The 13,499-nt window shown below is 60.5% G+C and carries 11 protein-coding genes; 3 read left to right on the top strand and 8 right to left on the bottom strand.

Annotated features, from left to right (window positions below):
• Window positions 1-29: 29 nt before the first annotated feature.
• Genes J5Y06_RS16320 through J5Y06_RS16300 form a run of 5 tightly spaced genes read right to left on the bottom strand, consistent with a single transcriptional unit; the run spans window position 30 to window position 5,350 of the window.
• Window positions 30-1,076, bottom strand: coding sequence for a branched-chain amino acid ABC transporter permease (locus tag J5Y06_RS16320; protein WP_209336246.1), 1,047 nt, complete (start codon window positions 1,074-1,076; stop codon window positions 30-32).
• Window positions 1,076-1,948 carry a branched-chain amino acid ABC transporter permease gene (locus J5Y06_RS16315; protein WP_209336245.1) on the bottom strand — a complete coding sequence of 291 codons (873 nt, stop codon included), beginning with the start codon at window positions 1,946-1,948 and terminating at the stop codon, window positions 1,076-1,078. Before J5Y06_RS16315 ends, J5Y06_RS16320 begins: the two co-directional genes overlap by 1 nt.
• The gene (locus J5Y06_RS16310) at window positions 1,948-3,792 is read right to left on the bottom strand and encodes an AMP-dependent synthetase/ligase (RefSeq protein WP_209336244.1); all 1,845 of its coding nucleotides are present in this window, start codon (window positions 3,790-3,792) and stop codon (window positions 1,948-1,950) included. Before J5Y06_RS16310 ends, J5Y06_RS16315 begins: the two co-directional genes overlap by 1 nt.
• Window positions 3,789-4,565, bottom strand: a complete 777-nt coding sequence (locus J5Y06_RS16305) for an ABC transporter ATP-binding protein (RefSeq protein ID WP_209336243.1) — start codon at window positions 4,563-4,565, stop codon at window positions 3,789-3,791. Before J5Y06_RS16305 ends, J5Y06_RS16310 begins: the two co-directional genes overlap by 4 nt.
• Window positions 4,562-5,350 (bottom strand): ABC transporter ATP-binding protein, encoded by a 789-nt coding sequence (locus J5Y06_RS16300; RefSeq protein WP_209336242.1) that lies wholly within the window; start codon window positions 5,348-5,350, stop codon window positions 4,562-4,564. The genes J5Y06_RS16305 and J5Y06_RS16300 overlap by 4 nt, the downstream gene beginning before the upstream one ends.
• 255 nt (window positions 5,351-5,605) lie before the next feature.
• On the opposite strand from J5Y06_RS16300, the gene J5Y06_RS16295 reads away from it, so the two are divergent.
• Genes J5Y06_RS16295 through J5Y06_RS16285 form a run of 3 tightly spaced genes read left to right on the top strand, consistent with a single transcriptional unit; the run spans window position 5,606 to window position 8,738 of the window.
• Entirely contained in the window at window positions 5,606-6,424 is an 819-nt protein-coding gene (locus tag J5Y06_RS16295) for an enoyl-CoA hydratase/isomerase family protein (protein ID WP_209336241.1), read from the top strand.
• Complete coding sequence (locus J5Y06_RS16290) at window positions 6,421-7,122, top strand: TetR/AcrR family transcriptional regulator (RefSeq protein ID WP_209336240.1); 702 nt, start codon at window positions 6,421-6,423, stop codon at window positions 7,120-7,122. The genes J5Y06_RS16295 and J5Y06_RS16290 overlap by 4 nt, the downstream gene beginning before the upstream one ends.
• Before the next feature lie 35 nt (window positions 7,123-7,157).
• Entirely contained in the window at window positions 7,158-8,738 is a 1,581-nt protein-coding gene (locus J5Y06_RS16285; protein WP_209336239.1) for a class I adenylate-forming enzyme family protein, read from the top strand.
• Here J5Y06_RS16285 and J5Y06_RS16280 read toward each other — a convergent pair.
• From J5Y06_RS16280 to J5Y06_RS16270, 3 genes are read right to left on the bottom strand one after another with little or no spacing between them, the layout of a single operon-like run.
• Entirely contained in the window at window positions 8,735-10,231 is a 1,497-nt protein-coding gene (locus J5Y06_RS16280) for a sugar ABC transporter ATP-binding protein (RefSeq protein ID WP_209336238.1), read from the bottom strand. The genes J5Y06_RS16285 and J5Y06_RS16280 overlap by 4 nt on opposite strands.
• The gene (locus J5Y06_RS16275) at window positions 10,231-11,349 is read right to left on the bottom strand and encodes a strictosidine synthase (RefSeq protein ID WP_209336237.1); all 1,119 of its coding nucleotides are present in this window, start codon (window positions 11,347-11,349) and stop codon (window positions 10,231-10,233) included. The genes J5Y06_RS16280 and J5Y06_RS16275 overlap by 1 nt, the downstream gene beginning before the upstream one ends.
• The gene (locus tag J5Y06_RS16270; RefSeq protein WP_209336236.1) at window positions 11,346-13,469 is read right to left on the bottom strand and encodes an ABC transporter permease; all 2,124 of its coding nucleotides are present in this window, start codon (window positions 13,467-13,469) and stop codon (window positions 11,346-11,348) included. Before J5Y06_RS16270 ends, J5Y06_RS16275 begins: the two co-directional genes overlap by 4 nt.
• Window positions 13,470-13,499 lie beyond the last annotated feature (30 nt).

Here is a 13,499-nt window from a genome sequence, read left to right as displayed (position 1 = left end):
CCGAAAAGCTCGCCCCGGTTCTCAGCCGGTTAATAGGCGAGCGGCCAATTGCTCCAGTACTTGCGGATGTCACGCCAAAGACCGATGAGGCCCTCAGGCTTCAGCCGCAGGAAGGCAACGATCACGACCCCGTAGGCTATGCCGCGGATCTCGTAGACATAGGACGTGTAGAAGTTCGAGCTTGAGTCTGCGAAAGTCTCGAAAAAGAGCCTGATCACTTCCGGCAGGAACGACAGGAACAAGGCGCCGAGCACGGCCCCTGCAATGGATCCCAAACCACCCAGAATGATGATCGCCAAGGCTTCAATGGACAAGATCAGGGCAAAGACATCGATGTTCACGAAGCGGATCTGCAACGAGATCAGGCCACCGGCGATCCCGACGATGAAGGAGCTCACCATGAAGGCAAGCAACTTGTAGCGCACGAGGTCGACTCCCATCACACGCGCCGCAATATCGTGATCGCGAATTGCCATCCAGGCGCGGCCGACCCGCGAGCGCTGGATGTTGAGAGCCGCCAGCACCACGAGAACAGTCGTGCCAAGCGTCAGGTAATAGAGCGCCTTGCCGCGCTGGAGATCCACGCCGAGCACCTTCGCCCCCGACACGAAAATGCCGTTGGGTCCATGCGTCAGCGGCTCGGCATACAGGATGATGTGGTTGATGATGAACGCGAAGGCGAGAGTCGTGATGGCGAGGTAGAGGCCCTTCAGCCGCAAGGAGGGGACGCCCACCAGAATGCTGATCAAGGCTGCGACTAAGCCCCCGGCCGGCAACGACAGCCAAACGGGCCAGCCGTAGTCCATCATCAGGATGGCGTTGGTGTAGGCCCCCACCGCAAGGAAACCGGCCTGCCCCAGCGAAATCAGCCCGGTGGTGCCGGTGAGCATATTCAGCCCCACTGCGCCGATCACCGCAATCAGTGCGGAGACCATCAGCGTCACCTGATAGTTGCCGAGCAGAAACGGAGCTGCCACGCATGCTGCCAAAAGCAGGGCAACGAAGAACCAGACCACTCTGCTGTCGCTGAGCGCCACCAGTTGGCCGGTGGCTTCCTTGAAATGTCCTGTCCGCATCAGACCCGCTCGATGTCCTTGCTGCCGAACAATCCGTAGGGCCGGACCATCAGGACGATGATGATAACGATGAAGCCGGAAATCTCACGCAGGCCCTGCCCGATATAGCCCTGGAACAGGTTCTCGATGACCCCGATGATGAGCCCTGCCATGGCCGAACCGATCACGGAATCCATGCCGCCGAGGATCACGGCCGGGAAGGATTTCAGTCCCTGGAACCAGAGGTCGGGTGCCAGCTTGTAGTTCGCCGCGAAAAGCACACCCGCCACTGAAGCAATGGCGGCCGAAAGCATCCAGGCCACTGCATGGATGCGGCTGACACTGATGCCGACGAGAAGCGCAGCCGTTTCGTTGGCGGCAACCGCGCGCATGGCGATTCCCATGCGGGTGAAGCGAAGGAACGCCCAGCCAAGCAGGGTCATGACCCCGAGCGCCGCAATCAGATAAAGCTGCGCCGGATAAAAGGGGATCGATCCTAGATAAACGACATTCGTGCTGAGCCCGGCGGTGAAGTTGAAGGGATCCGGGCCCCAGATCATGATGGTGATGCCGCGCAGGATCACGGCGAGCCCCACCGTGACCATGACGATCGCGAACACTGGCTCGCCCAGCATCGGCCGGATGAACACGCGTTCCAGAACCAGGCCTATCAGCATGGAAATCGGGATCGTCACCAGCATCAACGGAAAGAAGGAAAGCTCGAAGGTCGAGTAGATCGTGAAGGAGATGTAGGCGGTCAGCATCACGAGCTCGCCTTGGGCAAAGTTCACAACGCCGGTCGACTTGAAGATCAGGGCGAAGCCCATCGCGATGAGCCCGTAGGCTGCGCCGGAAACAAGACCTGTGGAAATCAGGAGAAGCAGGAAATCCATCAGGCTGCATCTCCATAGATCGACTGGATTTCGGTGCGAAATTTGTCTTCGATGATGCGGCGGCGCACTTTCATCGTGGCGGTGAGTTCACCGTCGTCGTGGTCGAGTTCCTTTTCCAGGATCACGAATTTCCGGACGTTCTCGACCCGGGCGAACTTGTCATTTACCCGCTTGACCTCGCCCTCGATCAGGCTGCGGACCTGATCGTTTTGCGCGAGCGTCCGGTAGGTCGTGTATTGGATATTGGCGAGCTGGGCCCACTTCCCCGTTGTTTCGAGGTCGATCTGGATCAACGCCGAAAGGAAATTGCGCCCGTCACCGAGCAGAATGGCTTCGCGAATAAATGGCGAGTCCTTGAGCGCGTTTTCGATCAGGGATGGCGTGATGTTTTTGCCACCCGAAGTGATCAGGATGTCCTTTTTCCGGTCCAGAACATGGGCTTCACCGGTCGGCTCGATCTCGACGATGTCGCCCGTGTGGAGCCAACCATCGGTGAAGGCGCGCGCGCTGGCGCCTTCGTCGAAAAGGTATCCCTTGAAGACGCTGGTGCCTTTCAGCAGAAGTTCGCCGTCTGCGGCAACCTTCTGTTCCAGGCCTGCAATCAACGGTCCGGATCGTCCAAGCGTGGTGGAGCCGGGCCGCTGCGTGTGGGACACGCCCGCACTCTCCGTCATGCCGTAGATCTGGTAAAGTGGCACGCCCAGGATCCAGAAAAACAACAGCACTTCCGGCGAAACTGTCGCCCCGCCACAAAACGCATTGCGCACCCTGTTGATGCCGAGAAACGAGCGGATGCTGCGGAAGCAAATCAGCGACAGAAGCGCAAACTGGAGGCGGTCGCCCGTGCTGGCAAACGCCCCGCCGTTCGCCAGGCGGCGCTCGGCAATGGGCCGCCCGCGCTGCAGGCATGTTTCGAAGACCCGGCGCTGGAAGGGCGTCGTATCCTTGACCCTGTAAAGAACGCTTTGCTGCATCTTTTCCCAAATGCGGGGCACTCCGAGAAAGCCTTTCGGCGCGATCTCCCGGAGATTGGGCACCACGGTATCGACCGACTCCGCGAAGGAGACGACACAGCCTGTGACAAGCTGCATCTCGGTGGAAAAGCTGCGCTCCGCGACATGGCAAAGTGGCAGATAGCAAAGCACCGAATAGCTGTCCCGCGTCAGCGCATGAATGGAGACGACCTCCGCAGCGGAATGGAGCATGTTGCGGTGCGTGAGCATGGCGCCCTTGGGCATGCCCGTCGTTCCAGATGTGTAGACGATGATGGCGACGTCGTCAGGATTACCCGACGCCAGCGCCTGATCGACCACCTGACCGAGTTCCTCCTCATGGTCGCGGCCGAGCGCCAGAAGATCGTCGAACGACATGAGACCTGATCGGTCGTAGTGGCGCATGCCTTTCGTGTCGACGCAGATGATCGTTTGCAGGTCCGGCAGACCTTCGCCATTGGCCTGCGCCTCGAGAACCTTGTCCGTTTGTTCCTGATCGCCGCAGATGATGACACGCGCACGCGAATGGCGGACGATGTACTGGAGTTCAGGCCAAGGGTTTGTCGGGTAAATGCCAAGGCAGGCACCTCCGATCATCTGCGCTCCGAGGTCGGCAAAGAGCCATTGTGGCGAGTTATCACCCGCGACGGCCAAGCGGTCGCCCGGCTGAAATCCAAGCGTGAGCAGACCGATGGCAGCCAACCGGGCATTCGCGTAGTAGTCGCGCCAGCTGTAGCGGCGCCAAAGGCCTCGCGCCTTTTCCCTCAGGGCGAGCGCCGAGCCCTGCGTGTCGGCGTGGTGTTTCAGCACCTGCGGCATCGTGAGGCCGCTTATGTTGAGCCGAGCCGTCATGCCGCGCTCCGCTTGGTGCCAAGATAAGCTTCGACGACGGCCGGGTTCTGCGCGATCTCGGATGGCGTTCCTTCGGCGATCTTGCTGCCGTAGTTGACCACGCAAACACGATCGGAGATGTCCATGACGATCCCCATGTCGTGTTCAACCATGAAAACGGTCATGCCGAGTTCATCCTTCAGGTCGAGAATAAAGCGGGCGATGTCCTCGCGCTCCTCCTGGTTCATGCCCGACACCATCTCGTCCAGCAGGAGGAGTTTGGGGGAGATCGCCAGGGCGCGGCCAAGTTCCACACGCTTTTGCTGCCCGTAAGACAAGGTGCCGACCGGGTGGTCGCGGATATCCTCGATCTCAAGAAAATCGATGATTTCCTCCACGCGATCACGGGCGCGCAGTTCTTCCCGCCGCGTGCGGCCCCAGAACAAAGCCGAAGAAAACGGATCGGAGCGCAAATGCGAGTGCATGCCGACCAGCAGGTTGTTCACCACCGTCTCGTGCTTGAACACCGCCAGGTTCTGGAACGTGCGTGCAATCCCCAGCCGTGCGAGGGCATGCGTGGGCATACGGGTAAGATCCTGTCCCTGAAACAGGATGCTTCCCGAGGTTGGGCGGAAAACTGCGCTGATCAGGTTGAACAGCGTGGTCTTGCCTGCGCCGTTGGGTCCGATCAGGCTATAAATCTGCCCTTCCCGCACAGACAAGCTGACGTCGTTCACCGCGGTCAAGCCGCCGAACCGCTTTGTAACACCTTGGAGTTGCAGGAGGTCGCTCATGAAAGCCACCGTTTGCGGCGCTTGTAATGTTTGACGTCGCGCATGCTTTTGCGCTCACCGCCCGAGAAACCGAGGTAGAATTCCTGGACGTCGTCGTTGGCGCGCAGCTTTTCGGCCGGACCGTCGAGCACAATACGACCATTCTCGATGATGTAGCCATAGGCCGCTGTTTGCAGCGCGAGTTGGGCGTTCTGCTCGACAAGCAGAACCGTGAGGCCGCTGTCCTTGTTCAAGGATATGATGGCATCGAAAATCGTTTCCACGATCTGCGGCGCAAGGCCGAGCGAAGGCTCATCGAGCATCAGGAGCTTCGGGTCGCCCATCAAGGCGCGACCGATCGCAACCATCTGCTGTTCACCGCCGGAGAGATATCCGGATACCTGGCTGCGGCGCTCCTTGACCCTCGGAAACATCGCGTAAACGCGCTCCAAGCCGGCAGCGCTTTCTGATCTTGATCGCGTGAACCCGCCCATCAGGAGGTTTTCTTCCACCGACAGAGTGCCGAAAAGTGCCCTTCCCTCCGGAACCTGAACGACGCCTTTCTGAACGATGGCGCGCGGAGACGATCCGGCCAGGGCGGCTCCGTCCAACTGTATGGTCCCGCTCACGATCTCACCATCCTCTTGGTAAAGGACGCCCGACACCGCCTTCAGGATGGTGGATTTTCCTGCGCCGTTGGAACCCAGGAGAGCGACGATGGAACCGGCCGGCACCTGTAACGAGACGTCGCGAACGGCTTCGATCGCACGGTCATACAGGATCTGCAGGTTGTTCAACGCAAGCATGAGAAGCCGGTCTCTTGCAAATGAGCGGCGCTTATCAAAGTAGCTGCATCCTTCCCTGTGACCAGGAAGCGACGGCACATATCGGCTGCGACCATGCTCAATCCGCGCTCCTCCTTCCCCGCTTCACCTTCGTCCTCCCTGACGTTTGCGGTACCTGGCAAATACGCTTGCTCGGTGCAGCAAAATGATGAATGCTGTTCATTAAGAGTGGAGGGGCAACGTTTGTCAAACGGATTTTTGGCCGGATATCGAGGCATGATTGAGCCGACGGACAAGGGCGCCATTCGCCTCGACTGGCCGGCCGAAGGCATTGCGCGGGTCACGCTGTGCCGGGGCTCAGCCATGAACACGCTTACTATGGAGCTGCTGGAGGAGTTCGGGTCCGCTCTTTCCCAGCTAAGGGCGGCAAAAACACGGGTCCTGATTGTCACGGGCGAAGGCCGGGCTTTTTGCGGCGGAGCCCACATCAAGTACTTCACGGATGAGACCTCACCCTTCTTTCGCAATCCGGTTGCGATCCGCGACGACTACGTGGCGCCGATCATCCGTGTGTTCGCACAACTGAGGGACGCGCCCTTTCCCACGATCGCTGCGATCAATGGGTTCGCTTTTGGCGGCGGCTGTGAACTCGCGCTCAACTGTGATTTCCGGCTGATGGCGAGCGAAGCAAAGATCGGGTTGACCGAAACGCGTCTCGGCGCATTGGCCGGCGCCGGCGGCGTGCAGCTCCTGTCGCGGATCGTCGGGCGCACAAAGGCTTTGGAAATCGCCCTGCTCGGGGATCAACTCACCGCCCCGCAGGCGCAGGAGACAGGTCTCGTCTATGCCGTGCATGAAGCCGATCAACTTGCGGACGCCGCCGTGGCGTTCGCGCGCCGCTTTCTTCTTTGCAGTCCGATATCTGTTGCGGAAACGAAGCGCTCTCTTTACCGCTGCGAGACAGCCACGGCGGAAGAAGCGGACCGGATCGCGCTCGACGCGGTGGCCGTCGCCGCTTCGGGTCCGGAGTGGTGGGAAGGAATGTCTGCCTTTACGCAGAAGCGAAAACCAGATTTCCGGCTGGAGTCGAAATGAGCAACGCGACCGCGCGACGACAGGTCTTCCGTTTATCGAGGGAACGGCGGGTTTCCGACATCATGGCGGCCGCACGCGATGTGTTTCGAAGCAAGGGCTACGAAGACGCCCCGCTTTCGGAGATCGCCGAACGCGCGAATGTCGTGGAAGGCAGCATCTACCGCTACTTCGACAACAAGCGTGATCTGCTCGTCAAGGTGATCGAAGACTGGTATGAATCCATGCTGGCTGATTACGATCAGCAGCTATCGGGCATTCATGGCACGCGAAACCGCTTGCGCTTCATGATCTGGCGGCACCTCAAGACGATCCATGAGGAGCCCGCTCTTTGCAACCTCATGTTTCAGTTTCTGCGAACGGGTGGCGATTACAGCCATACGGCCGTTTTCGAGCTGAACCGGCAGTACACAAGGCGCACGCTCGATATCGTCAAGGAGGGTATGGCGAAGGGCGAACTGCGAGAGAATGCGGATCTGCGTCTCGTTCGCGACCTGATCTACGGATGCGTGGAACATCGCACCTGGGCCTATATCCGCGGTGAAGGGAGTTTCGATCCCGACGCCACTGCGGACGCCATCGTGGATCTCGTGTTTGGCGGACTCCAGCAGCAGCAGCCGATTGAGAGCGGGGCGGATCTTACAACCCGCTTGGAAAAGGCGGTGGAGCGCCTGGAACGGTTGAGCGTCTCCACAAGCTGACCACGACACCTTGCGCCGAAGAGAGGAGCTTCCGGATGCATGCACCAGCGAAAACCAGCGGCGTTGAAGGCAGCCGCGGCGCCATTCAAGCAGCAGGACGGCTGACAGTTTTCGAGTTGTTCCAAGCCTGCGTTCGCCGCGACCGCAACGCCGTTGCAATCCAGACGGTTTCCCGCCGCGTGACCTATGAAGAACTTAACGAGCGCGTGTTGCGCTTGGCGTCAGCGCTGCAAAGCAAGGGCGTTCAACAAGGCGACCGGGTTGCGCTGCTTTCCGAAAATCGCTTGGAATATGTGGAGCTGGAGCTGGCAGCAGCGTGCCTCGGCTGCATCATCGCGTGCCAGAACTGGCGCCTGTCCGAAGGCGAGTTGCAGCACTGCATCGATCTGGTGGATCCGATTCTGGTGGTCACATCCGAGCGGTTTCTATCAACGATCGACCGGCTCACCTTGGACACTCGGCAGGTGCTGACGCTGGAGTCCGGCTACGAGCCTATGCTGGCCAATGCGGAGCCGCTGCAGCCCCTGCCTCACGTCGATCCGGAAGACGGTCTCGTCATCCTTTATACGAGCGGCACCACCGGATTGCCGAAGGGGGCGCTGATCAGCCACCGGGCTGAGATCGCGCGCAATATGGTTCTGCGGGTCGACATGCATGCACGCGAAAGCGACGGCTTCATCGCCTGGGCTCCGATGTTCCACATGGGGTCGACCGATCAGGTGCTCGGCGCCCTCATGTCAGGCGCTACGGTGCACGTCGTTGATGGTTTTCAGGCGGAAACCATCGTGTCCATCATGGAAAATCATGACCTCGGCTGGATGCTGCTGATGCCGGGCTCCATCGAACCGGTCGTGGAACTCCTGCGCGCGAGCGGGCGGCGGCCGAAAAGCATTCGGGCGGTGGGCGCCATGGCGGACCTCGTCCCGCATCATCTCATCGTTGAACTTTCGCGGCTGACAAACGCGCCTTACCTGAACAGCTTTGGCTCCACCGAAACAGGTCTGCCACCGGCTTCGGCGCGCCTCCTTCCGGCCGGTGAAATGCCAACCAGCCTGTCGAAGCGCAAAAGCGCGCTGTGTGATCTGCGCTTGCTGGATCCGGAAGGGCGTGATGTTCCCGATGGCGAGCCCGGCGAAGTTGCCGTCCGGGGTCCCACCGTTTTTTCCGGTTATTGGAATGCGGCCGAGACGAACGCCCGCGACTTTGCCGATGGTTGGTTTCGGCTCGGCGACCTTTTCCGGCGCAACCCGGATGGCAGCTACGACTTCGTTGATCGCGCAAAGTACATGATCAAGTCGGGCGGCGAGAACATCTATCCGGCCGAGATCGAGCGCGTGCTGCTGGCAGATTCGCGTGTGAGCGACGCGATTGTGGTTCGGCAGCGCGACGATCGCTGGGGCGAAGTTCCGGTGGCGTTTATTTCCCGCAAGGATGACAGCCTGACCGCGGACATCGTGGAGCAGATGTGCCGCTCATCCCTCGCAGGCTACAAGCGGCCGAAGGGCATCCACTTCATCGCATTCGAGGATTTCCCCCGCAGTACCACGGGCAAGATCCTGCGCCATGAGATGGAGGCGCGCCTGCGCGCCCGAGCAGAACAGGCGCCGCAGGGTTAGTGCACAGCGGCGTACATGATCTTCTCTTCCGTGGCTTCCGCGGGTGAAAACTCTTCCACGACCCTGCCCGCTCGGGTCACGAGAATGCGGTCCGACAGGTTGAGGATTTCGGGAAGGTAAGAAGAGATCACGACCACGGCGAGACCTTGGTCTGCGAGCCGGTTGATGAACTGGTGGATTTCAGAAATGGCGCCGACATCCACGCCGCGCGTCGGCTCGTCGAAGATGATGATCTTCGGCTGCTGAACCAGCGACTTGGAAATCACAACCTTCTGTTGATTGCCGCCCGACAACTCAATCACGCGCGCATTGTTGTTGATGGCGCGGATGTTGAGCGTCTTCGTCCATTCCGCAGCGATTGCGCGCATTTCTCCCATGTTGACGATGTTGCCGCGGGAAAGCCCCGCCGAAAGCACGCCCATATGGAGATTTTCCGCAATCGTCATGGTTTCAAAGAAGCCCTCGACCTTGCGGTCTTCCGTAACATACACGATCCCGTCCTGCACTGCCTGCCGGGGCACGCGGTAGCGCACCGGTTCTTCGCGCAACCGGATTTCTCCGCCATTGAAGAAGTTCCGCTTCACGATGCCGGCAATGATCTTGGCAACTTCGGTTCGGCCGGAGCCGATCAGGCCAAACATGCCGGTGATCTGGCCGCTATAGATCGAAAAGGACGTATTGCGCACGATGGAGCCCATCGAAACGTTCTGGACGCTCAGCATCTTTTCGCCGACCGGCCGGGGTTCTTGTCCTGTATCGCGGCGGTAAAGCCCGTCTGACAGGCTCCTGCCGACCATGGCGCGGATGATCGTGTCCCGATTGAACGCGGCTGTTGCATCGCTCGCCACGAGCTCCCCGTCGCGCAGGATCGTGATGCGATCGGCGATTGCCAGCGCCTCCTCAATGGCATGCGAGATGAACACGATGGAAACGCCGCGTGCTTTCAGCCGCTCCACGAGAGCGAAGAAATGGCGCTTCTCTTCCGGCGTCAGCGCTGCCGTCGGCTCATCGAAGATGATGACCTCGACATTCTTGCGCACCGCGCGCGCAATCTCCACCATCTGCTTATGTGCAGCACCCAGCGACGACACAAGAGCGGTCGGATTGACGTTGAAATTGAGCGACTGGAGAAAGGTTTGGGCGGCGATGTTCAAGCCGCGGATGCGGTTGAAGAGGTTTTCATCACCAAGGTAGAGGTTCTGCGCCACGGTCATGGAAGGCACCAGGCTGGTTTCCTGGAACACCATGGCGACGCCTTCAGTGAGCGCTTCGGATGGCGTTCGAAACGCGACGGGGCGCCCCTTCAACCGGACCTCACCATGGGTTGGCTGCGTTACCCCAGACATCATCTTGGTGAGGGTTGATTTTCCCGCGCCGTTCTCACCCAGAAGCGCATGGATCTCGCCCTTCTGGAGTACGAAGTCGACCTTCGTCACGGCGGGGACACCGCGGTATTCCTTCGTGACGCCTTGCATCTCGATAAGCGGCTGCATCAGGCGAACTCCAGCTCTGGTACCGGTCGGACAGCGGCGCTTCTGGCGAGCTCGACGATGGCATCGCCACCTTTCGACGCCGCGACGAGGTGATCGCCGAAGCGCAGGCAGGTGAACACGCCGTGGCGCGTACCGTCGGCCCGGCTGTGAAAGGATCCGAGCGGCCGGAAGTCGGACGACAAGCGGACCACAAGGCCATAAGATCGTGTCGGCGCCCAAGGCTTAAGCATGCCGAGATGCTTTTGCGCGCCGCCCTGCAAGGGCTCCAGAAATGTCGCTGAAGGCTTGAGGGCGGGGGCAGCCCAGAACGCTGGATCCACATCCGCCATCATCTGCTTCAGGAATTCCGGCTCCCGCTGAACGAACTCAATGATCTGATTTCGCGGCGCGAACAAGGCTAGCCAGTACTCGCCGGTGGCTTGGTCCCTGTGGAGGCGTGCTGGATAGCCTGGCAGATCACTGAGCACCGCCTTGGGTGCCGTTCCCGATCCAACTTGCAGAAGTCGATGACGCCAGCTTTCGCTGACAATGGTCTGGCCACCGTCGCCTGGTGCAACGCCAAAAGGCCATGCAAGATCCTGCGCCAAAGCTTGGTCCTTGCCGTCGGACAGGTGCACTCGCCACACCGAACCGGTCGCCCGGCGTTCCATCACGTCGCGCTTCCATTCGGCCACCGGACGCGTGGCGGAGCCTTGCGCCACAAGCAACTGATCTTCACCGTTGAAGCAGAGTGCCGTTGTGCACACGGCTGATCGCCCCCCAAGGGTGGAAAGAACCAGCCCATCGGGTTTACCGCCGACAAGCTCGATCGTCCGATTTGCCAAGCCAACTGCGAGCGTTCCGCCGGCTGATGCCGCGATGGCGGTGACCTCAACCGGAAAACTTTTGACGAGGTCGGTGCCACCGTCCGCGCGTATCCGGCGAATCTCCGTGCCGCTGGACACGAGGAGGTCCCCGCTGCGAACCGCAAGATCGTCCGGTGCAGCGATGGCGCACAGCAAGGGTGCATCCTCCAACAGTTGGTTCGGCCGCAAAGCGCCGTCCATCGGAGGTACGGTCACCGCCGCTTCACCGCTGCCGCGGAAAGCGTCCCATCTTGCCTTCAGTGCGCTGATCATGCGGACGGTCCCCAGTAATCGTCGAAGGAGGTCCAGTTCGGGTCGGCGCCGGGGATGCGATACTTGCCGACCCGGTTGTTGTAGATGCCGCCGAGATAGAGAAAGCCCTTGTGCTCGCGGATCGAGGTGATCATCGGATGGGCCTCACCTCCAAGATCCCAAAGCACATCAAGGATGTTGCCCTGCGCGTCGAATTTGATCACGCAGCCGGTGTTCATGTTGGGATAAAGCCAGTCGTCGCGGCCGACCTTCTGGACCATGCGCTTGCGGAAGCTTGGCATCCGCAGGGCTAGATCGAAGACGGGGGAGCGCATGCCGCACAGGGCACACCAGTAGGTGCCGTCGGAGGCGCGGTTGATGTTGTCCGGATATCCCGGGAGATTGGCAACAACGATCTCCGTTTCGCCCTTTCGCGGACCATCGAAAAACCAGCGCGTGATCCGGCAGCCCCAGGTTTCGGCAAAAAGGATCGACTGCCCTTCCCGCTCGACACAGATGCCGTTCGGCAGCTGGAGGTTCGGGAGCACGGTGCGTGAGCTTTTCGATCGTGGATCGTAGCAGATGATGCGCCCGTTGCCGCGACCTTCCAGAGCGTCCACCATCCAGTCATACATCTCGTAGCGCACGGTGGCTTCGCTGAAGAAGATCCGGCCGTCCGGCGCAATGTCGAGGTCATCCGCAAGGCGCAAACGGCTGTCGTCCACCACCGAAAGCAGGCTGCGGTTGGTTTCGTCGGACAGCTTGATGACCTCGCGCTCCGGCGTGATCTTGTAGAGCCCCATGCCGCCCACGCAGGTGTGCAGGTTGCCTTCGCCATCAAAGGCAAGACCCAACGGATGGCCTCCGATATGAGCAAACACCTCCCAGCGCGTGTGATCCGGTGCAAAGAAGCGGATGATGTCGCCGTGGCGGCTGCCGCAGTAGAGGTTGTCTTCCCGGTCGAAGATGACGTCTTCAGGGCCATCCAGTTCGCCGAGGCCGATCGCTTCCACGCCGCGAAGCTTGTCGTTCAGTGCGTAATCCGATCCGGAATCGGCCGCAGTTTCGGGGAGTGGCGGGAGCTTGAAGTAGGTCGGCGAAACATAGGCTCGAGCCAGCACTTTGTGGCGGTTCTTCACCCAGCGCACATCGATCGCAACGGCGAGAAGCAGAAGTCCGCCGAGCACGAGGGAACTCGTGCCTGATGTGAGGCCCATGCGGATCAGGCTGTTCTGCACGAGCAGGATGATGAGGGCACCAAGCATCGCCTTCACGATGGAACCGCGGCCGCCGCCGAGGCTGATGCCACCCAGAACGGCGGCGGTCAGCATCGTCACTTCCAAGCCCTTGCCGACATCCGTGCCGGCACTGGAAAGGCGCGCTGCATAGAAGGTGGCAGCCAGACCCGTGAGCAGGCCCGAAAGGACATAAGTGAGACAGATGGTCCGCTTCACGCGAATACCGGCATTATAGGCCGAGCGCCGGGAACCACCCACCGCGGTGACATGCCAGCCGAAGCGCATGCGCGTAAGGACGACGTGGCCGACCAGAACGATCGCCGCTGCAACAACAAGGCTTGAAGGGACGCCGAATACGCTGCCGATCGCCATGAACTCCCAGGCCGACGAAGCGTTGAAGCCGCGGCTGATGGTTTGGCCGTAGTCCAGCAGGCCCTTGTCGACGATCGCGCGCACGATGATCAGCATCACCAACGTGGTGAGAAAGGCGCGCATCCCAAGATAGCCGATCAGCACGCCGTTGATCAGACCGACCAATCCACCCAGCAGCATGATGGCCGGGATTCCGATCGCGAGGTTGATCTCCATCGAATTGATCAGAAGAAGCGCCGCCAGGTTGCAGAGCGCGAAAACAGAGCCGACGGTCAGGTCGATCCCGCCGGCCATCATCACGAAGGTGATGCCGACGATGATGATCAGGTACTCACCATAGATCTGGGCAATGTCGGTGAGGTTCGAGCCGCCGAGAAATCCCGGCATCTGCACACTGAAGAAGGTCAGCACGCCGGAAAGGATCACCACCGGGATCAGCGTATCGATCCAGTTCTTCGCCAGAATCTCGCCGACCAGCTTGTCCGGGACATAGCGGTAGCGCCAGCGCGTCCAGGTTTCTGACGCTGCCATGTTCATCGTGCTCCGACAGTGCAAGGATGG

Origin of the sequence: Tianweitania sediminis, assembly GCF_017813335.1 — a bacterium.
In the GTDB taxonomy this organism is placed as follows: domain Bacteria; phylum Pseudomonadota; class Alphaproteobacteria; order Rhizobiales; family Rhizobiaceae; genus Tianweitania; species Tianweitania sediminis.
Note: the sequence above shows the minus strand (reverse complement) of the source record. Positions and strands in the feature narration are given on the sequence as shown.

Coding starts and splice junctions, on each gene's coding strand:
- J5Y06_RS16295 (WP_209336241.1), top strand. CDS start 5,606: ATGATTGAGCCGACGGACAAGGGCGCCATTCGCCTCGACTGGCCGGCC.
- J5Y06_RS16270 (WP_209336236.1), bottom strand. CDS start 13,469: ATGGCAGCGTCAGAAACCTGGACGCGCTGGCGCTACCGCTATGTCCCG.
- J5Y06_RS16305 (WP_209336243.1), bottom strand. CDS start 4,565: ATGAGCGACCTCCTGCAACTCCAAGGTGTTACAAAGCGGTTCGGCGGC.
- J5Y06_RS16315 (WP_209336245.1), bottom strand. CDS start 1,948: ATGGATTTCCTGCTTCTCCTGATTTCCACAGGTCTTGTTTCCGGCGCA.
- J5Y06_RS16310 (WP_209336244.1), bottom strand. CDS start 3,792: ATGACGGCTCGGCTCAACATAAGCGGCCTCACGATGCCGCAGGTGCTG.
- J5Y06_RS16280 (WP_209336238.1), bottom strand. CDS start 10,231: ATGCAGCCGCTTATCGAGATGCAAGGCGTCACGAAGGAATACCGCGGT.
- J5Y06_RS16290 (WP_209336240.1), top strand. CDS start 6,421: ATGAGCAACGCGACCGCGCGACGACAGGTCTTCCGTTTATCGAGGGAA.
- J5Y06_RS16320 (WP_209336246.1), bottom strand. CDS start 1,076: ATGCGGACAGGACATTTCAAGGAAGCCACCGGCCAACTGGTGGCGCTC.
- J5Y06_RS16300 (WP_209336242.1), bottom strand. CDS start 5,350: ATGCTTGCGTTGAACAACCTGCAGATCCTGTATGACCGTGCGATCGAA.
- J5Y06_RS16285 (WP_209336239.1), top strand. CDS start 7,158: ATGCATGCACCAGCGAAAACCAGCGGCGTTGAAGGCAGCCGCGGCGCC.
- J5Y06_RS16275 (WP_209336237.1), bottom strand. CDS start 11,349: ATGATCAGCGCACTGAAGGCAAGATGGGACGCTTTCCGCGGCAGCGGT.